Source organism: Leptolyngbya sp. O-77 (assembly GCF_001548395.1).
Classification (GTDB): domain Bacteria; phylum Cyanobacteriota; class Cyanobacteriia; order Elainellales; family Elainellaceae; genus Thermoleptolyngbya.
The window spans coordinates 4,451,326-4,473,098 of record NZ_AP017367.1; the positions used below are offsets into that span (position 1 = coordinate 4,451,326).

19 protein-coding genes are annotated in these 21,773 nt (G+C 56.8%); 8 read left to right on the forward strand and 11 right to left on the reverse strand.

What is annotated here, in order from left to right; translation table 11 throughout:
• Positions 1–224: 224 nt before the first annotated feature.
• A complete protein-coding gene (locus tag O77CONTIG1_RS18850; protein WP_068513769.1) occupies positions 225–1,175 on the reverse strand; it encodes a sulfotransferase in 951 nt (316 codons plus the stop codon).
• A 24-nt stretch (positions 1,176–1,199) separates the two neighbouring features.
• On the reverse strand, positions 1,200–1,793 hold the full coding sequence (locus tag O77CONTIG1_RS18855; protein ID WP_068513772.1) for a DUF3177 family protein: 594 nt from the start codon (positions 1,791–1,793) through the stop codon (positions 1,200–1,202).
• A gap of 701 nt (positions 1,794–2,494) precedes the next feature.
• Here O77CONTIG1_RS18855 and O77CONTIG1_RS18860 point away from each other — a divergent pair.
• On the forward strand, positions 2,495–3,331 hold the full coding sequence (locus tag O77CONTIG1_RS18860; protein WP_197673242.1) for a phosphate ABC transporter permease: 837 nt from the start codon (positions 2,495–2,497) through the stop codon (positions 3,329–3,331).
• A 125-nt stretch (positions 3,332–3,456) separates the two neighbouring features.
• Here the strand turns inward: O77CONTIG1_RS18860 and O77CONTIG1_RS18865 are convergent, their stop codons facing one another.
• The gene (locus O77CONTIG1_RS18865) at positions 3,457–3,756 is read right to left on the reverse strand and encodes a 30S ribosomal protein PSRP-3 (RefSeq protein WP_068513776.1); all 300 of its coding nucleotides are present in this window, start codon (positions 3,754–3,756) and stop codon (positions 3,457–3,459) included.
• 145 nt (positions 3,757–3,901) lie between these two features.
• On the opposite strand from O77CONTIG1_RS18865, the gene O77CONTIG1_RS18870 reads away from it, so the two are divergent.
• On the forward strand, positions 3,902–4,720 hold the full coding sequence (locus O77CONTIG1_RS18870; protein WP_068513778.1) for a TIGR01548 family HAD-type hydrolase: 819 nt from the start codon (positions 3,902–3,904) through the stop codon (positions 4,718–4,720).
• On the opposite strand, the gene O77CONTIG1_RS18875 is transcribed toward O77CONTIG1_RS18870, so the two are convergent.
• Positions 4,702–5,952, reverse strand: a complete 1,251-nt coding sequence (locus O77CONTIG1_RS18875; protein WP_068513783.1) for a hypothetical protein — start codon at positions 5,950–5,952, stop codon at positions 4,702–4,704. The genes O77CONTIG1_RS18870 and O77CONTIG1_RS18875 overlap by 19 nt on opposite strands.
• Positions 5,953–5,986: 34 nt before the next feature.
• Between O77CONTIG1_RS18875 and O77CONTIG1_RS26385 the strand changes: the two genes are divergently transcribed.
• Positions 5,987–6,145 (forward strand): hypothetical protein, encoded by a 159-nt coding sequence (locus O77CONTIG1_RS26385; protein ID WP_225894620.1) that lies wholly within the window; start codon positions 5,987–5,989, stop codon positions 6,143–6,145.
• A gap of 44 nt (positions 6,146–6,189) precedes the next feature.
• Here the strand turns inward: O77CONTIG1_RS26385 and O77CONTIG1_RS18880 are convergent, their stop codons facing one another.
• The 5 genes from O77CONTIG1_RS18880 to O77CONTIG1_RS18900 all read right to left on the reverse strand — a co-directional run bounded on the left by O77CONTIG1_RS18880 (position 6,190) and on the right by O77CONTIG1_RS18900 (position 12,437).
• A complete protein-coding gene (locus tag O77CONTIG1_RS18880; RefSeq protein ID WP_068513784.1) occupies positions 6,190–7,314 on the reverse strand; it encodes a hypothetical protein in 1,125 nt (374 codons plus the stop codon).
• 180 nt (positions 7,315–7,494) lie between these two features.
• Positions 7,495–9,210 (reverse strand): hypothetical protein, encoded by a 1,716-nt coding sequence (locus tag O77CONTIG1_RS18885; RefSeq protein WP_068513787.1) that lies wholly within the window; start codon positions 9,208–9,210, stop codon positions 7,495–7,497.
• A gap of 6 nt (positions 9,211–9,216) precedes the next feature.
• The gene (locus O77CONTIG1_RS18890; RefSeq protein ID WP_197673243.1) at positions 9,217–10,578 is read right to left on the reverse strand and encodes a hypothetical protein; all 1,362 of its coding nucleotides are present in this window, start codon (positions 10,576–10,578) and stop codon (positions 9,217–9,219) included.
• A gap of 78 nt (positions 10,579–10,656) precedes the next feature.
• On the reverse strand, positions 10,657–11,490 hold the full coding sequence (locus O77CONTIG1_RS18895; protein ID WP_068513790.1) for a hypothetical protein: 834 nt from the start codon (positions 11,488–11,490) through the stop codon (positions 10,657–10,659).
• Positions 11,491–11,561: 71 nt separating this feature from the next.
• The gene (locus tag O77CONTIG1_RS18900) at positions 11,562–12,437 is read right to left on the reverse strand and encodes a hypothetical protein (protein ID WP_068513792.1); all 876 of its coding nucleotides are present in this window, start codon (positions 12,435–12,437) and stop codon (positions 11,562–11,564) included.
• Between the two features lie 425 nt (positions 12,438–12,862).
• Between O77CONTIG1_RS18900 and O77CONTIG1_RS18905 the strand changes: the two genes are divergently transcribed.
• Complete coding sequence (locus tag O77CONTIG1_RS18905; RefSeq protein WP_084782840.1) at positions 12,863–13,285, forward strand: response regulator transcription factor; 423 nt, start codon at positions 12,863–12,865, stop codon at positions 13,283–13,285.
• Positions 13,286–13,289: 4 nt separating this feature from the next.
• Here O77CONTIG1_RS18905 and mdh read toward each other — a convergent pair whose 3' ends face one another.
• Together mdh and O77CONTIG1_RS18915 are read right to left on the reverse strand one after the other, a co-directional pair.
• Entirely contained in the window at positions 13,290–14,255 is a 966-nt protein-coding gene (gene mdh, locus O77CONTIG1_RS18910) for a malate dehydrogenase (protein ID WP_068513795.1), read from the reverse strand.
• A 139-nt stretch (positions 14,256–14,394) separates the two neighbouring features.
• Positions 14,395–14,610 carry an NAD(P)H-quinone oxidoreductase subunit O gene (locus O77CONTIG1_RS18915; protein ID WP_068513798.1) on the reverse strand — a complete coding sequence of 72 codons (216 nt, stop codon included), beginning with the start codon at positions 14,608–14,610 and terminating at the stop codon, positions 14,395–14,397.
• 1,071 nt (positions 14,611–15,681) lie between these two features.
• Here O77CONTIG1_RS18915 and O77CONTIG1_RS28155 point away from each other — a divergent pair.
• The 4 genes from O77CONTIG1_RS28155 (at position 15,682) to O77CONTIG1_RS18930 (ending at position 21,730) form a co-directional block, all read left to right on the forward strand.
• Positions 15,682–15,927 (forward strand): hypothetical protein, encoded by a 246-nt coding sequence (locus tag O77CONTIG1_RS28155; RefSeq protein ID WP_286132409.1) that lies wholly within the window; start codon positions 15,682–15,684, stop codon positions 15,925–15,927.
• Positions 15,914–17,944 carry an FdhF/YdeP family oxidoreductase gene (locus O77CONTIG1_RS18920; RefSeq protein WP_286132410.1) on the forward strand — a complete coding sequence of 677 codons (2,031 nt, stop codon included), beginning with the start codon at positions 15,914–15,916 and terminating at the stop codon, positions 17,942–17,944. The genes O77CONTIG1_RS28155 and O77CONTIG1_RS18920 overlap by 14 nt, the downstream gene beginning before the upstream one ends.
• 120 nt (positions 17,945–18,064) lie before the next feature.
• Positions 18,065–20,788: a CHAT domain-containing tetratricopeptide repeat protein gene (locus O77CONTIG1_RS18925; RefSeq protein ID WP_084782841.1), complete on the forward strand. Its 2,724-nt coding sequence runs from the start codon at positions 18,065–18,067 to the stop codon at positions 20,786–20,788.
• A 225-nt stretch (positions 20,789–21,013) separates the two neighbouring features.
• On the forward strand, positions 21,014–21,730 hold the full coding sequence (locus O77CONTIG1_RS18930) for a Mo-dependent nitrogenase C-terminal domain-containing protein (protein ID WP_286132412.1): 717 nt from the start codon (positions 21,014–21,016) through the stop codon (positions 21,728–21,730).
• The last annotated feature ends 43 nt before the right edge of the window (positions 21,731–21,773 follow it).

Consider the following 21,773-nt stretch of genomic DNA (forward strand, 5'->3'; position numbering starts at 1 on the left):
AGCCTGTGAACCAGGCGCAACGAGCGCAAAAAACAAAAGCTCTGACAGCGGACAGAGGATTCACCCAAACTGAAAAAAATCTCCGCCACAGTCCGGCAACCCTGAGAATTTTTTCCTATCTTCCATGACTCTACCCTGATCTGGAAAAATCTGCATCAAAAATCCGCATCGTGTTTGCCAGTAACCTTTAGACCGCAGCCAGAAGCGAATCACTGCACCACTCTTCACCACTCTTCAGCGCGATAGAACCGATCCGACCAATCGCCCACCCGTTCTCGAATAAACGCAATTTCTTCTGCCGAAAGCTTTTCCTTCCAGGTGTAGGCATTGGCTTTGCTGTTGCGCTTGAGGGCAAACAGCGACGGCTCCACCGAGGGATTTTTTTCGTTGCTATAGTCTGTGATTTTGCGCTGCACGGTGTCGCTAAAATCCAGCCCCAATTGGTCAAAGATTTGCTGAAAGCCCGCCAGCGGCTCTAGCGACAGGTCTTCGTGCCGCACGAACTGCCAGTGGGGAAACTGCTCCCGGTAGGTGGCAATGCGATAGTGAATCAGCTTCCACAGCAGCGCCGCGTGTTCCAGAATCGATCGCCCGTGCCCACCACCGGGTACTTCGTCTCCGGCGACGAATTCTTCGATTTCTGCGGCAAAGGGATGCAGATGATCGCGCATCAGCAAGGGCTGGTCGAGAAAATGTCGGAAGTTGTGGAACCAGCCCGCTTTTTTGAGGCTGTAGGCAAAGGCCGCGGGATGGCGAATCATCACCACCACGTCCATGTTAAAGCGGGTCGCCAGCCAGTCGGCAGAGAAGAGGGCGATCGGGTCTTTCAGCAGGGGACGACGGCCCGCCGCACGGCTTTTGGCAAAAAACGCGCGATCGCCCCGCACTTTGCGGCGATATTCTGCATCATTCACCAGCTTCCAACTGGGAATCAGATTGTATTGCAGCCGCACCGTTTTCTCAAAAAACCGCCGATACTGAGCCTCGTTGTCGGCACAGATATATTGAAACCAATAGTCCCACTGTGCGCCGCAAAAACCCAGGTTGTGATTCAGGTGAAACGGCTCGTGAATATAGGCGACTTGGGGCGATGCGCCAATCATCCGCCCGACCCAGGTCGAGCCAGAGCGATGGGAACCCGTCACCAGAATTGGTTTTTGCAAGACTTTGCCCATAGCGCTATGCACTGGCGGTACGGGCTATTGCTCGATGGCAGAACGACCCTGCCGCCCCAGCCGCACAATGACAAAGTGCCCAAAGTAAATTAGATAAATCACCAGCCCGACAATGCCCAAAAAGCCCAGGAAAGGCGGGCGATAGTTTGCATGGAGGACATCCTTGTAAATCAGCGGGGCTTCGCGCCACACCTGGCAAAAGGGCGTTTGGTAGCTTGCTTCCGAAAAGGCGCATTGCAAAAAGGGAATCGTGGCGATCGCCCCCAGTGTGCTGTAGATCGTCAGCGCCCAGCGCCAGGCAGTGAACAAAAACTTGAGTGGGGTAGAGCGCTGGTCGTCAATTTCTTCGTTCAAATCCACCCAAAACCACAGCCCGATGGGAATCAAAATCCGCGCCAAAAACGATGCCAAAAACCCGATCTTCAAGTCGCCAATTAGTAGATAAACCGTGATCGCCAGCAGGCTGGAGACGCGCCAGTAAATAATCAGCAGCCGCTGCATGGCTTCAGCCTGTTTCACCGTTGCCCAGATCAGCAAAATCAGCGGCAGCACGACGGCAAATAGCACCGCCAAACGATAGTCCATCCAAACCAGAGAGCGCAGAAGATCGGGAGACATGAATCCAAGGGTGGAAATGATTGGAAATGAGTTGCAACGTACAGAAGGATTGGGGTCAAACCCTGTTTTAGCCTAAGAACATCTGAGAGCCTTATCCAGTGTAAGACTTTACCGGACTTGTCCCGCAGATTTCTGCTGTGGCTCACGGTACATCGACCAGGATCGTGTCGCAGATTCAGAGGGTCAGTCTGATGGCTGCTAAATTGTAACCAGACTTTTAGCCAAACTTTAAAAAGAAAAATGCCTGACCTTATAAGCCCCCAAGGTCAGGCAGTTCACCTGTAAGGACGCCTTCTGAGCAGGAACCCTAACGATTCAATTGCCCCCTAATCGCTAGCGTTCCGAATGCGTTCTCCAGAGTTATCCCTATTCTGCAATTTCTTGAATTCAATTTCCCTGAGATTTTTACTGAACTCTGTGGGGCAGTTTTGCGAAAAGGTGCCGTCGGATACGGGAATTTCCATTGACAATTCTGTGATTTGTCGGGTAGTCAATCAGCCGTTTTCCGATGGGGGGGTTAGAAATGAGCCTGACGCACTCAGGAGTCTAAAAAATTTGAACCAATCTGCTCCTGCTTGGATGACCATTCTAGACGGACAAATGCTAGGCTCGAAAAAATGCTGCTTGTCAGGGCTTTGAGGTGCTGTGTTAAGGATAACACTGTGCCAGAAGACTGCTGAGGGCGATCGCCCCGTTCAACTATGCTTACCCCCATCACCGAAGACGTTTTTAAGCAACTGATTCCCGCTGTCGCCACAGCGCAGCAGTATCGCTACTACTGGGGAAAGTTTCAGGACGTGCTAAGTCGCGTGCTGATTTCGGTCGTGGGGGCGCTGCTGGGGCTGGTGCTGCGGGCAATTTTGCCGCCCAACTTTTGGTTTGAGATTCTGGAATTCAGCGTGGCGATTATCGCAGGTCTGTACTGGTTGTGGGGGCCCGCCTACCAAGCTGGCCGCCGCAATGCGGAATATCGTCGCTATCCCTATGCTGGCTTTTGGCAGGGCGAGGTGTCCGATGTCTACATTACCGAAGATCTGGTCGGCACTGAGGAGCGGGTCAACAAGCAGGGCGAACTGGTAGTCGTGGAAAATCGGGAACGACGGCTGAACCTGGAATTAGCCGATGAAGCGGGCTATCTGGGCAAGGTGAAAGTGCCTCTGGTGCGCGACCATCGGGTGATTCGTCCGGGCGATCGCGCTCAACTCGTGGCCATCTCCAATCGCCCCGACCTCGACCCAATCTTGGAGCTATCCGACGTGTATATGGCAGATTATGGGCTGTGGGTTAGCGACTATCCCTACTTGAACCGGGAGGTGTTTGCCGGTGTAAGCAAGCAGCTCGGTCGCCGCACCAGCGAACCCAGCCCAAAGCGCCGCCGCGACCGTGCCACCGACCCTGCCTACGACCCTGGCTTTTATGAAGCGCCGCCGCGTCCGACCGAGGAGCGTCCTGACCGCCCCCGCCAAACAAGCCGCTTTCGCCAAGCGCCGCCCCGCAGCCGCACGCCCAAGCGCCGCACGCCCCGCCGCGAGTTCTAAGATTCGGTCTTAGCCATGCAAAACCCTACAAAACAAAACCTACAAAAATATACAAAAACAAAGGGGACTGCCCTAGTCTAGCCGTGCAGCCCCCCTGAAATGGTTTATGAAATAGTGGTAGATGGTCAGGCGCTGCCCGTAAAGGCAACTTCTGGAAACTTACTTTGCGCTTCGGCCATGGACTTTTTCTTGCCTTCTTCTTGCCAGTAGTTGATGACTTCCGTGGCTTTGTTGAGCAGTTCCACTCGATCGGCTTCAGCGATCCAGTGCTTCGCCTCTAGCTCGGTCTTGAGCTGTTCCCACGCATCATTGCGCGGCCAAAAGAAATAGGATGTCAGCGGGCTGGTTCCCTTTCCGACGACTTGGTCTACTGCCAGAGCCACGTTGTTATCTAGCCAGAGAACCTTGAGAATAAACTTGGACAATCGCACCTCCAGGACAGTCCGGGCTGCCTTCAAAAACTCTACAATCCTCTATGGTAAATTACGAACTGGCGCGATCGCCAATATTTTTTGGTTAGATTTGTCCTGAGCTAATTTTTTCTCTAGAATTTTTTCCCAAACGATTCCTATGCAGCAGGCGATCGCCCTTCTAGTGTTTGATATTGACGGCGTGATCCGCGACGTGGGCAATTCCTACCGCCGCGCCCTAGCGGACACCGTAGAAGCCTTTACCGATGGTCGCTTTCGCCCCTCCCAGGCAGACATTGACCAGCTCAAAGGGGAGGGACGGTGGAACAACGACTGGGAAGCATCTCAAGAATTGATCTATCGCTACTACGAACGGCAGGGAACCGGGCGATCGCAGCTTGATTTGTCCTATGAAAAAGTGGTGGATTTCTTTCAGCGGCGCTATCGTGGAGCCATTCTAGACGATCCCGATCGGTGGGATGGCTATATCACGCAAGAGCCACTGCTGGTCGATGCGGCCCATTTGCTCGAACTGCAAACCAGCGCGATTCCCTGGGGATTTTTTAGCGGAGCGACGCGGGGATCGGCGACCTACGTTTTGCAGCGTCGATTGGGATTGCAAGATCCCATCCTGGTGGCGATGGAAGATGCCCCTGGCAAGCCCGACCCGACGGGGTTGCTGCAAACGGTGGCGCAAATCGAGGCTCGGTTTGGGTTATCTAACCTGCTGCCAGTGGTGTACGTGGGCGATACGGTGGCGGATATGCAGACGGTGACGGCGGCGAAAGCTGTGGCGGGCGATCGCCCCTGGATTGGCGTTGGCGTGCTGCCGCCCCATGCCCAGTCCCCCGCCGACTACGCCGCTGCCTACACCGACAAGCTCCACACCGCAGGCGCAGTCCGCGTGGTGAACACTGTCCGAGAACTGACCCCGCCCTCCGTTGCCGAACTGCTAAACTCTCACGGGCACCTGGGATAGAGCGACTTGGTGGGCGTGCGGCGAGGACTCAGCACCAGCACTGAATCCATAAACTGCCTTAGCTCGGTCTGATGGGCAGCAGAACTGACCGCTGCTTGCAAATGTCGCAGCACCAGTTGGATAAAGCGGCGACTGGCGGCGATCGCCGCACGGGTCGGCGTACTGCTCAGGTTAATATAATCCCGCGGATCACCAAAGAAAACCCGCCCGTTGGGTTGACGCATCGGCATGACGCGATGTTCGTGCGGATAAGATAGCCCGCCCAGACCAAAATAGCGGATAAACCGGATGGCTCCTGCTCCCCCATTTTCGCGCTCCGTGTGGGCAGATGAGTAAGAATCCTGAATCAGGTGCAGCGCCTCGCCCAGCCACTCGAAGGCAGCTTCGCGGGTAGGAGCCGCCATAATCTGACGGTAAATAGCGACCAACTGCTGCCGAGCTTCGGCGAGAGCTTCCTCTAGCGACTGGCACTTGTGGCGACGCAGCATATGGCGGCGCTGTTGCGAGGGCTTAAAGTGGTTTGTGATTTTTTCAATATCTACTCGGCGCACACCCCGATTCATGGCGCTGAGTTCAGCCGGGGTGACAGGTAGCCCCTTGGCCGCTTCTCGGTTTAGGGTTTCGTGCCCTGGCGGAATACGACGCTTAATGTCTTCCACCACAAACGGATCGGCTTCACGTTCGGCCGACATTTCTTGCAGCGTTTCCAGATATTGCTGCTGCACCCGCGCATCGAATGAGCGTGGCGTATTAGATTCAGTTATCTGTTCCAGCTTGGATTCAAATTCCCATTCAAATTTAGCTTCCAGTTCCCATTCTGCTTCGCGCTGTCTGGGTGGAGCAGTGCGGGCAACAGGTGGCAAATCTGCCCCCTGCTCTAGCGTCGTCACCAGCACAATCCGATTGCCGTTTTCGCCGCCGGGCCGATAGACGATCGGCACGCTCCGCACCACGGCTAGGCGGGTGTTGTAGCCGGGGCGGGTTTGGCGATAGTGCTTGGCTGCACGAAACTCGCGGACGAAGGTGCGCGGATCGAACCGCACGCCTTTGGAGGCAAGCCGTTGCAAAAATCGCTGGGTGAAGTGGAGGGTGGGCAAAAAGCCCTGGCGCTTGAGATAGGCGGCAAACCGCTGAGCGATATTGCGTCCGGCTTGCCCCCGGCGGCCAAATTCATCTTCAAACTCCGGAGCGGCCGAGCCGTTCTGGAGCGCTTTAGTTGAAAACGAGTTCATAGTTATCGAGGGGGAATGGTGCTGATTTTGGATTTTGGGTTGGCGATTTTGGGTTGGCGATTTTGGATTGGCGATTTTGGATTGGCGATTTTGGATTGGCGATTTTGGCTGGGTCTTTTGGATTGGCGATTTTGGATTGCGATCGCTCAGTCTGTTTCAATCCACAATCCAAAATCTAAAATCCAAAATCTAAAATCCAACCCGATCGAAGCGGCGCATAATAAGGGCGATCGCCCGCTAGCCCTGGCTGGCCCTGAGCGGCGCGACGTTGCCATTGCGGCTGGCGTTGATGGGGACGACGCGCTGGGTGTGCCCGCGAAACGCAATGCCCAGCACCTCGGCGCTGGTCAGCCACTCTTCGGACACATCGGCGATTTCGCGCAGCAGCGCTTCAAATTCTGCTCGCGAGCTGTTGAGGATATACTTTTGCGCCAGCCAGCGAATGATGGCTCGCCCGGAGGTGGCCATGCGGTGTCGCTGGGAGGCGTTGACCTGTTTGTTAAAGTAGCGCAGCATCACCTCTTCCGCCACGTCCCAGGCGTTGTCTGCGCCAAACAGCTTGCGAACGTCTTCGGCTCCCAGAATGCGGAAGGCTTCGTCCAGCAGTTGCAGCGTCTCAATGCGAAATACATTAACGTGTCCGTAAGAATTCCACTTTAAGTTATTTCGCAGGTCTAACCCCGCGCGGCGCACGGTGGCGATGCTGCCAAAGCTGGGGTCGTAGGCGCGTTCGCGAATCACGTCGGAAATACGCTTGTCGCGCCAGAAGGCAGCCACACTGTTGATGAACTGCGTGAACATACCGTGGAACTGGGCGTTTGGCTTGGCGCTGGGCATGGGCGGCGTAGTGGTATAGCCAAACACGCGGCGATAGGTCTGCATTCGGTTGCGTTCGGCGTAGCGGAGGATGCTGCGGCGATCAAACCGATACAGCCCGTAAGCGCCTTCACCCGTCGAAAGGCGCACTGCGCCTGCGTCAAACAGTTCTTGCAGCTTGCGGATGGCGCGGAAGATGCCGACGGTTTCCATCTGATAGAGATAGTAAAGATCGGCGACGGATAAGATGCGATCGCTCGCAACTTGCTCGTCATAATCTTCCACGCCTTGCGGCAGGCGCGTTTCGTCGATGCCCTTGGCAGCATCCTTACCGATGCCGATCAGATCAGCGAGTCCGCCATCGGCAGGAATTGGCGCAGCAGCATTGGCGGCGATCGCCTGCGCTAACATATCTTCGATGCGCTGGGTTAGCGCGTCCGCAAGCTGGGGATTTTGAATCAGTTGCGGGCCAAGCTGATCGACCAGCGTTTCTTTTAGCGCGGCAATGCGGTCGAGTAAACTTTGGTTTTCTCCGGTGGTGGTCATGGGAATTTCTCCTCGAACAAGGGCTTAGTCAGGGTTAGTGGGTTAAGGATTGCGGTTTGCCAGCCTAGATTTTGCAGGTTTTGGCTGTCGCTATCGACTTGGCTGGCGATTCATTCTTACCGAGCGATTCGCCATTGCGTTTGCTGTTGCGTTTTCTGTCATCGGAGATCGCATCTGAGATCAATCGCGATCGTCGGGCGTATCGCCAGAGGGCAATGTTACTTGCTCCGCCAGTTGGCGCACCTGATAGAGCTGGTAAGCCAAATCACGCAGCGCCCGAATCACCCCTTCGCGGCGGAAAGCGGCGTTGGGAATCGGCGCATAGGTGGCGGCTTGGGTCAGCACCATGAGGCGATCGCTCGTCTCGGAAATTACTCGAATGCCCAGCTTGCCGCCTGATTTCGCTAACATCGGCCCTTCCTCGCTGGCAAATCGCCAGACCCAATTCAGCAGCCCCTCCACGCTCATCGAATCACCCAATTTAGCCGTTTCCTCAAATGGATATCCAGTGTCATCTGGTAGTGGAAAGGCAGGGCGAGGAGATCCGTAAGGAATTTCCATATCTTCTACATCGGCTTCAGCACGAGTGAAGTCGATGTAGACCGACAGCCGCTCCTCTGGCCCCAAGAAAAATAGCTCCATGATCCGGTAGACTTCCTGCACCGACTCGGCCACCACCGCCAGTGCTTGCGACAGCCGTACCAACTGTGTGCCAATGTAGGCTCCAGCGCTGGATTGCTGAGTGTGCTTGTAGTCCACCCAACTCCGCCGCAGCGATTGCAGATAATCCTTCAGCGTCAGGAAGTTGCTATAGTTTTGCTCCTCTTCGACGGTGTTGATCTGTCCGCGCACCAGCCCAAAATATTCCGCCAGTTTCTTAAGCTGGCCGCCGAGGCGCTGATTGCCACTATCCACGTCTTCGCCCAGCAGCAGTTGAAACAGGTTGTCTACTCGCAAGATGCGCGGGCCGCCCCGTGCGCCCAGTTCTGCCAGGAGTTCCTGCATCTCGGTGCGGATGATGGCGCGGGTGGCTTCCATGTTTTCGCGGTCGGCAGAGGGCTTCAGCGGCGTAAGTGCATTGAGCAATCGAATGCCGTCTTGAATTGCGGTTTTTGCCCGGTGGTAGAGGCTGGCCTGCGCCCCGGTAACACCGCCGCCCAAGTCGGAGGCGCGGACGCTGGCGGTTTGCGGATTCCAGTCATACACCGTGCGTCCGTCTACCTGACGAGCGGTGAAGGTTTGCGTCAGCGTGTTCACCAGGGTTTTGGGGTCGTCGGTTCGCTGGGTATGGCCCAAAATGCTGCCCAGGGCGCTTTCCACAATGCCTTGCAGGTCGCCACCCCCGGCATTGCTGGACGAGGAAACCGATGCCATTCTGCCCGTCCGGTGGATTTGATCCAGGCTGGGCAGCACGTCTACGATTTGTAGCTGCCCAGGAGGATCTTTGGGAGGCTGGGCCGGGGGGCGCTCAGGTTGCTGGTCATCCGGCTCTATCAGCCTCAGCAGTTCGACTTGATAGCTTGTTTGCTTCCCTTCTTGCTGAACTGCATATGGGTCAGGAACCTCTCCAACATTTTCATCACCAGAATTGTTGGGATCAGCCTTAGAAAATGGCTCTAGGGAGAAATTGGGTTGAACTTCTGTTTCTCCCAAGAACTCACTGTCCCGAAAGAGTTTGAAATACACATCGGGTGTTGGTTCCGTTTCTCCCGGATCTTGGCGAAAGTCTTCCTCTGTGAAGGAGATTTCAAAGTAGCCCTGGGTATCCGTTCGAGAAATGCCAATCAGATCGTCGTATTGCCGATCTTTGTCGTGGAGTTCTACGCGGATGCCAGCTTCGTATTGGTTTTGGTTTTTGACCACACGCCCGCGAAGCGTGTATCTATCTCGGTTCATGCTGCGCTATCTCCTTGCTAAAGCTTTATAGAAGTTTTCAGTAATAACGCCCGGTGCGGCCAGCCGCCGATCCAGCGCGTGGCGGCTGGCACAGATCAGGAAGCGCTCGGGGACGATGCCCGGATCGTTGCCTTTGGCCAACCGCTGTCCGGCTTCTTCGATGATTTGCTGGTGGTGCGGTTTGAAGCCGGTGACCTCCGCCAGCGATCGCCCGCCCAGTTCGGCATAAGGCGTGTAGCAAATCGTATCGACCACCAGCTTGTGGGCCCGGTCGAAGGTTTGCAGCACGGCCGGCGGAATCGTGCCCGCGTGGGGGTTGGGATACAGGCGCTTCCAGATGCGGTTGTAGTCGTCCGCCATTTGCGGAAAGCCCATCCGCCGCAGCAGTTCCGTACTGATGAACACGCGCAGGTAGGGCGTGGGATGGGGCGCACCGGGATGAAAGAACAGCGTGCTTTGGGGCGATCGCGAGGCAATGTCCATCAGCGAGGCGACGATGTAGGGGCCGCCCAGCAGCAGCCCCGACATATCGGCAAAGGTTTCGCTGTGCCATTTTGTCCACACGGCTGCCACCTCCGGGGATAACCCCGCCTTCAGCAACCGATGGGCGATCGCCTTGGGCAGGGTTTGCCGCAGGCCCAGATCGGTTTGCAAGTTGTGGGCGACTTCGTGCAAAATCGCCCCCAGGGTCCAGGGATTCACCAAACGATGGTAGGGCAGTTGGATCAGCGGAAACGGATTGAGCTGCTGGCTCAGCTTGGTGAGGGGAATGCCGCGCCGGAAGGTGGCGGGCGAAAATCCCGTCTTGACGTACGAGAAGGGCGGCGGAGCCGGGATCGACTTCGCTTTGCCCAGGCCCATATACACGTCCTGATAGCAGTCGAGAGCGATGCGATCGCACCCCAACAGCCACGGCGCAAACTGGCTTTGCCGCTGCCCAAACAGCTCAAAGTAAAAGTCCCAGATTTGCTCGATCTTCCGCACCAGATCATGAGCCTGATCCTTGCGGGCGATCATCTGCTGTAGATGAGCTGTAGCGGGCTGGGCGATCGCCGCCTGAGCGCTGCCAGAGACCGTTTTGGACACGCCCTGGAGGTGCGATCGCAATCGGGCAATAAGCTGGTTTACTGCGTCAATATGGGCATCGCTGGGACTGGCCGCATCAGAGCCAAACTCGCCCTGGCGAAACGGACGCAGCGCTTCCACATGGCGCACCACGTTCACCGCCTGCGCCCGCAGCCAGGGGTCGAGGTTGGGCGGCTCCACTGCGCGAGCGGTTGGATAATCAGGCGTGGTTTCCTGATATAGCTCGGCGAGTGCCAGCCGCGTTGCCCGATACGGGTCTATCCCGCTCCTTGATCCATTCATGAATCCATTCATGCCAAAACTCCCCGTTGCATTCCCATCAACTGCACGCTGATATCCCTGAACCCGCAAGCCTTCCGCCTATACGCGGGCCCGTCGGCGTGCGCCGCAGGTGCATTGGCGGCTGTGAATCTGGCGCGATCGCTTCATCACAGCAGAGGCCCGGCGCGGATTGCCCAACACCTGCGCCACGTTGCCAGCCACCGTCCGTGCTGCCACACGGGCATTTACGGGCTGTCCTTTGGCGACGCGCTGCGCCAGGGTTGCCATGCTGTTGCGGGCGATCGTGGGAAAGGTGCGAACCAGTTGGCGAGTCTTGGGATCTTGCAACAGCGCTCGACCCGCCTGAGCCAAGGGACGAATCACCTGGGGAACCACACGAGAGATGACGGGTGCGGCTGCGCTGATTCCCCTTGCCACCAGCGGAATCAATGCACCGATAAAGGCTTCGGCCTCGGCTTCGCTCTGGCTGTTGGCAGCCATGTGGGCCAGGTGTTCTGCCATCACTTCATACTCGCTAGCAGGCGCAGTTTCAAATTCGGGCAGCGCTTCCGGATGCTGCTCGTATTCATACTCAAACTCGCCATCGCCACCAAAAGCGCTGCCCAATCCCCGCAGCAGATTGCCGATAAAGGGATCGCCTTCGTATTCGCCTTCCAGTTCAAACTCATTCAGGGGTGTTTCGTACTCCATCTCAAATTCGCGCTGTCCTGGCTTGCGCCGCCGCCGCCGAAATAGTCCGCCGATCGCCCTGATGGCCATCGGTGCAGCCAATTTTAGCGCTGGAGCGAGCAGTGGCAAAAACTCTTCGCTTTCATATTCGTACTCGTATTCGCGATCGCTTTCACCCAGCACAGCCGATTCAAATTCCGATTCCAGTTCCCGATCCAGGGTTTCAAATTCGTACTGATACATGAGTGTGGTCTCCTTTTTCAGTGATGTTTAGTTGAGGTATTGGGTTGAAAACAAGCAAGGCTCCAGCAGAACTAGCCCCGCACTTTTTTGCGGGCGACTGGAGCAGGCTGTGTCACTTTCTGCGCGACCTTGGCAGAATTGGCCACAATTCGAGCAGCGGTCATGGGATTTTTGAGTGCTTTGCGAGTCTGGGCGGCCATCACCTGGGCCACGACCGGGCGGGTAATCTGTTGACCCTGCGCGGCTTTCTGGGTCAGCACTTGCCCCGTCCGCATCGCCACCGTCGGCAAAATTCGCACTAGCGGGCGGGTCGTCGGGTTTTGGCGTAGCCCCCGTGTCAGTTGGGCGCTGGCTTTGACAATCGTCGGAATCTGCTTTTGCACCGCAGCAGACTTGGTGGGCAATACGCGAGTCACAGCGGCTCCAGCAAAGGCTTCGGCTTCGGCTTCGTTTTGGGCTTTGGCCGCAGCACCAGCCAGCGCTTCGGCCACGGCTTCTGTTTGCGGTGTGGCAGCGGATTCAAATTCTCCTGCCCACCCCCCTTCAAATTCCATTTGTCCAGCCGTTTCGTACTCAAATTCATACTCGCTTTCGCGCATCATCTGCCCCAGCGCTGCGCCAAGCTGCGGCCCACCGATGGCATTGCCGATCAGACGAGTGGCATGAGGAATCACTTTCGGCAGAATCGGTTTGAGCCGTCCAGCGAGACGACGCACCGTACTCAAAAAGGCTTCGCTTTCATACTCACTTTCATACTCACCTTCGTATTCACCTTCGTATTCACCTTCGCCCAGTCCAAGGGCGTTCATTGCGCCGCCGATAAGTCCACCCAAAAATTCTTCACCTTCGTATTCATGCTGAACTTCGTATTCGTTTTGCAGCTCATATTCAAATTCGCTTTCAAACTCATTCGTGAGTTCCTGTTGCAGAGTTTCACCGTCCAACATTGCATCACTCCAATCGAAATGCAGTTCATCTCTAGCTATAGCTTGAGGCGAATCGCTTGAGCAGTCACACGTTTTGATGACATCCATGCAGGGTCATTGAAATAGATGTCATCGATTTGAATGACATTTTGAATGCGGTTAAGCATGATGCAATTCCAAACAAAACTTTAGAAAAGGCTTTGGATGACAAATTTGGAGACGCAGAGAGTCCTGGGGCTGCATCTTTTCCGCACTGTCAGTACCCGCTGGGGGAATGGCGATCGCCCTTTGAAGCCGGTTAAATAAAAGCTAATTGCACGCAATTCTGATTTCATCCTGTGCCGCTTCGGAGTCTCAGCAAAGCCACTTCAGCCACAAGAGCAGAGTCCACCCAGTCTTAGCGCTCAGTCTCTTTCCTGAAATTCCTGTCCAAGCTTTATGTAGATATGATCAACACTCAAGGGACAACTAAAACCTTTTCAGAATCCCTCGATCTGAATCGCCTAGAGCAGGAAGTATTGGTTCGCCTGCTTAGCAATACAGCCATATTGTGGAAACCTATTAAAGTCTTTCAGGAAGCAAAAGAAACCGTTAACGAAGTAATTTTTGAACTAAAGGTTGACGAAACAGAGTTTTATATCGTTCGTCGCAAGCAAACGGAAGCCAAGGCAATTTGCCTTAGCCCGCGAGAACTGGCGATCGCCCGTCTGATTGCCCAGGGGTTACCCAACAAAACCATCGGCAGCACGCTTAAAATTAGCCCCTGCACGGTTTCTACTTATCTACGCCGCATTTTTGGCAAGCTGGGTGTTTCGTCTCGCGCCGCGATGGTCGCTCGTCTGATGCAGGATAATGTGCTGCAAAATTAAAGTGCTAAAGCAGTGCCATTGCCCGATCGATGCCCTGGCGCACCACCGCCGCCGAACTGTGGAGTTCCTTCAGTTCCGAGTCGCTCAGCTGTAGCTCTAGTACGCTCTCTGCACCGCCGCAGCCGAGTCGCGTGGGCACACCGATAAAGATATCCCTGAGCCGATATTCACCCCGCAGATAGGAGGCGATCGGCAGCAGACGCGACTTGTTCAGCAAAATCGTTTCCACCATGACGCAGGTCGAAGACGCAGGCGCATAATATGCACCGCCCGTTTGCATTAGCTCCACAATTTCTGCGCCACCGTTGCGCGTGCGGTGAACCAGACGGGCGATGGTGTCTGCGTCTAGCAGTTCTGTAATGGGAATGCCGTTGACAGTAGAATAGCGCGGCAGTGGCACCATCAGGTCGCCGTGGCTGCCCATCACCATTGCGCTTACGTCGGCAGTAGACACCCCCAGTTCCAGCGCAATGAAGGTCTGAAAGCGGGCCGAATCGAGAATCCCCGCCATGCCCATGACCCGCTCCGGCGGCAGCCCGGTCGCCTTCCAGGCCAGATAGGTCATCACATCCAGCGGGTTCGTAACCACGATGAAAATGGCGTTGGGGGATTGGGCGATCGCCTTTTGGGCCGCCTCCATCACGATCGCGGCGTTGGTCTTCAGCAGGTCGTCGCGGCTCATGCCAGGGCGACGGGGCAGCCCAGCGGTAATCACCACCACATCGGAACCCGCCGTCATCGCATAGTCTGTCGTGCCGACAATCTGGCGATCGTGTCCCTCGATGCCGCGAGCCTCCAGCAAATCCAGCGCCACGCCCTGGGGTCGCCCATCCACAATATCCAGCAGCACCACATTAGCCAGGTTTCGCTCTGCAATTCGCTGGGCTAGCGTACTGCCGACGTTGCCAGAGCCAATGATGGCAACACGGGTGGGGGTGCAGGCGTTGGGCGCGTGGGACGTGGTAGACATTGCTTTGGGACTCGCTAAGAGAGCGGCCTAGGCGAGACTGGTGAAGTGCGTTTGGCGTTGCCGTCTCGTAGAGAATCGCCCGGTTCCGCTGGGGTTCTATTGTGTAGGGTATGCGATCCCCTCTGCCAACCCTGCGAATCTACTCAAATTTTTCCAATTGATCGGCCCGCAGCCACATATTCGGCGTCGGCACATGGCCAAACTGCACCAGCAGGTAGTCGCCCCGTGCGTCCAGCACTTCACCCTTGGTCTCAAAAATGTAGGACGGAAAGCGCGTGTCGCTCGCCGCTGCTTCCAGACTGTTTTCCAGCTTTTCGCGCACTACGCGCACCACATCGCCCTTCTTGACTGCCATCGTTGCCCGTCCTGTGTTTAATCTTGTGACTTTCTTGGGATTATACTTACGATGCCTTGCGGCTTGTATCAAACCTTTCACTATAATGCCCTTCACAGGGTATTGCAGCAAGGGTCGGTAGATTAGGGCTAGTACTCCGAGGCAGAAGTTCTGCCCCTAGTTTGTAGTACAGGCTTTAGCCTGCCTCTGAGGGGCTAGCCATGAATAGAGCGACTGAAGTCGCCACTACAAATAGGGTTTGTAGTACAGGCTTTAGCCTGCCTCTAAGGGACTAGCCATGAATAGAGCGACTGAAGTCGCCACTACAAATAGGGTTTGTAGTACAGGCTTTAGCCTGCCTCTGAGGGACTAGCCATGAATAGAGCGACTGAAGTCGCCACTACAAATAGGGTTTGTAGTACAGGCTTTAGCCTGCCTCTAAGGGACTAGCCATGAATAGAGCGACTGAAGTCGCCACTACAAATAGGGTTTGTAGTACAAGCTTTAGCCTGCCTCTGAGGGGCTAGCCATGAATAGAGCGACTGAAGTCGCCACTACAAATAGGGTTTGTAGTACAGGCTTTAGCCTGCCTCTAAGGGACTAGCCATGAATAGAGCGACTGAAGTCGCCACTACAAATAGGGTTTGTAGTACAGGCTTTAGTCTGCCTCTAAGGGACTAGCCATGAATAGAGCGACTGAAGTCGCCACTACAAATAGGGTTTGTAGTACAGGCTTTAGCCTGCCTCTGAGGGACTAGCCATGAATAGAGCGACTGAAGTCGCCACTACAAATAGGGTTTGTAGTACAGGCTTTAGCCTGCCTCTGAGGGACTAGCCATGAATAGAGCGACTGAAGTCGCCACTACAAATAGGGTTTGTAGTACAGGCTTTAGCCTGCCTCTGAGGGACTAGCCATGAATAGAGCGACTGAAGTCGCCACTACGAACAGTGGGTTCGCCCTAAACTTTTTGGTAAGAACCAATGACTCCTTCTGTAGAGGCATCCTCTGCAACCAGTCCTGCGGTAGCCTTTTGTTAAGGATTAGAAATACCACTCCATTGCAATTCGTCACCCCGCTCCTCACAACGGCTCATGTCTCCAACTCCCCAGCCCAAGCCGCCCCACAGCCAGACCAATGCCGACACGCCCGACCAGGGTGGTGGGCTTTCCGTGGTGCAATATTGGGCAGAGCAAACGCTGACACCCGAAGGGCCGCAGCTTTGGCAAACGCTAATGCACAAGAGCGCTGTTTATCTTGTGCGTGGGCACGGGTGGGCAAAAGGGTGGCTTTCGCAACGAGCTAGACGAGTCGATGCAGCGCTGCATGAAAAGCGTTGAGTCGATCATGGCGGAGCTAATGCCAGCCGTGCCGCCGCAGTTTTTTGAGACGCAGAGCATCGCAGAACTCCAGCAACTTTCGTCAATGGAGGCAGATCGGCTGGGGCGGCTGAGTGTGCCGATGATCTTGCGGGCGGGGCGATCGCACTATGAGCGCGTCAGTTGGGATGAGGTGTATGCGTTCGCCACTGCTGCCTTCCAAAAATCACCTGAGCGGATTGCGTCCTATAGTTCGGGGCGCAGTTCCAACGAAGCTGCATTCCTCCTGCAACTCCTGTTGCGGACGCTGGGATCGAATAATCTCGCCGACTGTTCTGACCTGTGTCATGCTCCTTCCACCGTGGGGTTAAAAGAAGTGCTGGGAACCAGTACCTCGACCGTCAGCTTGGAGGGGCTGAAGCAGTCCGATTGCGTTGTGCTGATGGGTTCCAATGCGCCCTACAACCATCCGCGCCTAATGAATGAGCTAATCAAATTGCGCGATCGCGGCGGTTCCGTAATTGTGATCAACCCCATCATGGAGGTGGGGCTGGTCAAGTTCGGTTCGCCAGCCTTTCCGCTGAAATCGCTCATTCCCGGCTCAGACATTTCCTCCCACTACTTGCAGCCCATTCCTGGCAGCGACGTGACGCTGCTGACGGGCATCCAAAAGGCGCTGCTGGAGCGCAATCAGGTGGACTGGGACTTTCTCAAGGCGCACACCGAAGGCTGGGAAGCGGTCGTGGAACAGGCCCGCAGCACAAGTTGGGAAGCGATCGCCCAGGGATGCGGCGTGTCTCAGCCGGAAATTGAAGCGGCGGCGGCGATGATTGGCAATGCAAAGCGCGTCGTGTTTGCCTGGGCGATGGGCATTACGCACCACGCGAACAGTGTGGACAACGTGTGGAATATTGTGAACACGGCTCTGATGACGGGGAATTTGGGCAAACCCGGCGCGGGGGTGATGCCGATTCGCGGACATTCCAACGTTCAGGGCTTTGGCTCCATGGGCGTGACGGTGAAGCTGAAGCAGGAGATTCAGCAGGCGCTAGAAAAGCTGCTGGGGCGATCGCTCAACTTGCCACCGGGTTATCATACTCGCGATCTGATCGAAGCCGCAGAGGCAGGTCAGGTCGATACGCTATTGGCGCTGGGCGGCAACCTCTACGGCGCAAACCCCGACACCGCCCAGGCAAAACGCGCCCTCGGCAACATCGACACGATTATTTATCTGGCGACCAAGCCTAATCCGGGACACTTTCACGGGCTGGCCAAAACGAATACGATTGTGATTCCAGTCTTCAACCGCTTTGAAAATCCGCACAAAACCACGGTGGAGTCGGGCAACAACTTTGTGCGAATGAATGATCCGGGTCAGACCCATCTGAAGCAGGCAGATCTGATTGCCGAAGTTACATTTCTCACAGAACTAGCGCATCGGCTGCTGGGCAACGCCCCGGTAGACTGGCGCAAGCTGCAAGATACGCGCTACATTCGCCAACTGATTGCCAAAACGATTCCTGGCTACGAAAAGATTGCTGCTTTGGACGACGGCGGTGAAGAGTTCACCATTTCGGGGCGGATCTTGACCCAGCCCCAGTTCAAAACGCCCTCTGGCAAAGCGCAGATGAAGCTGACACCGCTGCCCGATCTGTCGCTGCCCGACCCCAGTCACTTTGGCGCGGCCGATGGCACAACCGGGCTGGTGCTGGCGCTAATCACCGCCCGCAGCTATTCGCAGCACAATACGGTGGTCTACAAGGAGGGCGATCGCTATCGAGGGATGCCCCATCGCCACTGCATTTTGCTGAATCCGCTAGACGCGGCCCGCGCTGGGCTTGCAGAACACCAGAGGGTGACGGTGCGGGGCGAGGCGGGTCAGCTAGACGGCGTGGAAGTAATTTTCGGGGCGGTGCGTCCCGGTGCGGCGCTGATGTTTTATCCCGAAGTGAACGCAATTTTTCATGCCAAAACGGACAAGCGCTGCGGCACGCCGGGCTACAAGCGAGTGCCCGTGTGGGTTGAGGGCAACAGGTAAGGCAGCAGCAAACGTCTTTCATGGGATGGTTTGAGCCTTGGGCAAAATCTGGGAATCCTGCTGGATAGCGTTTTCATCGGCCGTAATCTGCTACAGCCCTTCCCACGAAATTCCTGCCCTATGCCGCGTTCATTGTTTGCACGCTGCTCGTCTGGCTCAAATCGAGCGCAGTGGCTCAGCCTGCTGCTGGTGTTGCCGCTGGCGGCACTGCCGGCCCGTGCTGCTGCGGAGCCGTTGCCCCGTTTGGCCCAAGCGGTTCCCTCTGCTCAGGCCCGTTTGACAGAACAAGCGGATGAGCGGCTGCAACAGGGCGCAAGCCAGTTTCAGCGCCGCCAGTGGGATACGGCCGAACACCTGTGGCAGGAGGCGTTGCGGCTCTATCGGCAAGCAGGCAATCGGGTGGGTGAGGGGCGCGTCTTGGGCAACCTGGCGGCGATTCAGGAGGCGATTGGGCGGCCGCAGGCAGCACTGCGTCTGTTTCAGCAAAGTCTGGCAGTGGCAGAAGCAATGGGCGATCGCCGGGGTGTCAGTTTTGCGCTGTCTAATCTGGGGTTCCTGTATACGCGGCTAGGGCAATATGACGAGGCGATCGCCCGTCTTCAGGCAGCCCTGCCGCTGACGCAGCAAATGGGCGATCGCGAAGGTGAGTACGACGTACTCAATCAGTTGGGCATTGTGCATCGGGCGCAGGGACGCTACGACGAGGCGATCGCCGCCTTTCAGCAAAGTTTGGCGATCGCCCAGGCGGAGAATAGCCGTCGCGGTCAGGCGAATGTGCTGGGCAACCTGGGCAATACCTACACTGAGCAGGGCAACTATCCGGCTGCACTGGAAAGCTATCAAAAAACGCTGGAACTGGCACAGCAGGGGCAAGACCGGGTCATGCAGGCGGGTGTGTTGCAGCGCTTGGGGCAACTGTATACCCGCCTGGGCAACCTGTCGCGGGCGGTGGCCGTGCTGGAGGAGGGGCTGGCGCTGGCGCGGGGTGTGGGCGATCGCCGCCTACAAGCCTACACGCTGGGCAGCCTGGGCACCGTCTACGCCCGCACCACAGAACCCGACCGGGCCGTGCCGCTGCTGCAATCGGCAATTGAAATCACCGCGCAACTGGAAGATCGCCCCAATGAGGGCGCACTGCGGCAGGTGTTGGGCAGCGCCTACGCCGCAATGGGCAATCTGCGGGCGGCTCGTCAGCAGTATGAACAAGCGCTAGCGATCGCCCGGTCGATTGGCGATCGCGCGGGCGAAGGGCAAGCCCTCGGCGAACTAGGTCAGTTGCTCACCGACGAGGGCAAGCCAGCCGAAGCCGTCGCGCACTATCAGCGGGCGCTGGCGATTTTGCGAGAGATTGGCGATCGCCCTAATCAGGGACGGGCGCTATCGCTGCTGGGGGAAGCGCTGGTCGATCAGGGCAACCTAGAAGCAGCAGCCGATGCTCTGACCGAAGCAGTGGATATCTGGGAATCCCTGCGGCCAGGGCTGAGCGATGCCGACCAGGTGTCTCTGTTTGAAACGCAAGCTTCCACCTATCGCCTGCTTCAGCAAGTGCTAATCGACCTGGGCAAAACCCAGGAAGCGCTGCTGATTGCCGAACGGGGTCGGTCTCGCGCCTTTTTAGAACTGGTGGCGCAGCGGCTCTCGGCACAGGCCGCCCTCCGACTGCAAACGCCGCCCCCCTCGCTGTCCGAAATTCGCCAAATTGCCCGACAGCAAGAGGCAACGCTAGTGCAATATACCCTGCTGAATCGCAATCGTCTGGGCATTTGGGTGATTCGCCCTGATGGAGACATTCAGTTTCGCCAGACCACCCTGCCCGAAACGACGCTTTCGATCGAAGACACCGCTGAGCAAACTCGTGTCGCCGCCGCCCTCGGACGGGGCGCAACTGCGACCGAAGTGCAGGTTGCCAGCCTGGTGTCGCAGACCCGCAGCGACCTGCGGGATAGCCGTGCCCTCCCAAACACGCCAGCGCCCGCCGCCCCCACCCGCCGCATCAGCCGCAAGTTGCAAACCCTGCATCAGCTATTGATTGAGCCGATCGCCGATTTGCTGCCCCGCGACCCAACGGCGCAGGTGGTGTTCATTCCGCAAGGACAGCTTTATCTTGTCCCCTTTGCAACACTGCAAGGCGCAGACGGTTCATTTCTGATCGAGCGACACACCATCCGCACGGCTCCGGCGATTCAGATTCTAGGGCTAACCCATGCGCGACAGGGCCAACGGCGGGGTCCAGCTTCTTCCCTGATCGTGGGCAACCCCACCATGCCCAGCGTTGGGGAGCCACCGCAGCCCCTCGGCAGCCTGCCCTATGCTGAGCAGGAAGCCCAGGCGATCGCCCAAATCCTCGACACGCAGGCGATTACTGGGAGCCAGGCTAGCGAAACGGCGATCGCCCAGCGCATGGCCAACGCCCGCATTATTCACCTGGCAACGCATGGTCTACTGGATGACGTAGCCGGACTGGGCGTACCAGGGGCGCTGGCGCTAGCTCCTACTGCGGAGTCGGACGGACTGCTCACGACCAATGAGATTCTCGGCCTGTCATTGCCCAATGCAGATCTAGTCGTCCTCAGCGCCTGCGATACAGGGCGCGGCAAGATTACGGGCGATGGTGTGATTGGGCTGTCGCGCTCCTTTATTTCGGCGGGTGCATCCAGCGTCGTCGTGTCGCTGTGGGCAGTGCCCGATGACTCCACTGCTGCGCTGATGACCGCCTTTTACCAAAGCCTGAAGCAAAACCCCAATCGGGCCCAAGCGCTGCGTCAGGCGATGCTGACTGTGATGCAGCAATACCCTAGTTCCCGCGACTGGGGCGCGTTTGTGCTGATGGGTGAAGCAGAGTAGTGAAGCAGCGTAACAGGCATCAGGGCCAGGCTCTCGAAATTTGGTAAAGTGATGCCGTGCGGGATGGATCATATGGATCATATTGGCTACGTAGGCGACAGATTGCAAGTCTGTCATTTCCACCATGCAGGTTCGGGATTTCCCATCGAGGAGGCAGCCTTACACGGGCGATCGCCCCGTTAGCATAGAGCTAATGTATGGAGCCAATGTGATGGATTTCGCCCCATGACCCTCACACTCTCTCTTCCGTTTTCTCTTCGTATGACTGGCGCAGTGCCATCTCCTTACAGCAATCAGCAGATTTCGGTCTGGCTGCGCGGCCTGCTCGCCCTCGCCTGGGCCGACGGCAATTTTGATGAACAAGAAAAAGCGCTGATTTCTGACCTGACCGAGATCGAGCTAGCGCCCAAGACCGAGTTAGAAGGCGCAGCCCACATCATGCCGGAAGCCGTCGCCGAAGGTCTGGGAAACGACCCGAAAACGGCCGAAAACTTTTTGCGGACGGCGGTGATGGTGGCGATCGCCGATGGCACTTACTCTGCCGCCGAAGACCGCCTGCTTCAGGAATACTGCACCGCGCTGAACCTCCAGCCCGCCGTGCTAGATTCGCTGCGCCACACGTTGACCGAAGCCAGCGAGAGCGGCACTGTGGAGCAGTTCGCCGATTTTGACGATGAACACTATCTCCCCGTGCTGGCCCCTGTGCAGGAGTGGCTAGACGGGCTGGAAGTGCAAGATCCCCGACTGGCCCGCTTCCTGTGCAAAATGATCCCGCCGCAGTGCCCCTTCGAGCGCGATGTGGTGCTGTTTGGCCACAAGATCGTCCACATCCCCGCCATGTGCAAGCTCAATCCGCTGTATGAGCAGTTGGTTGGGCTGCGGTTTCGGGCGCTATCTTATCTGGCAGACGACTGCGGCGAGGATGTAACGCCGTATTGCTGACAGAGGGATGGGAAGGCAGGGAGTGATTTGGGGGTTAGAGTTC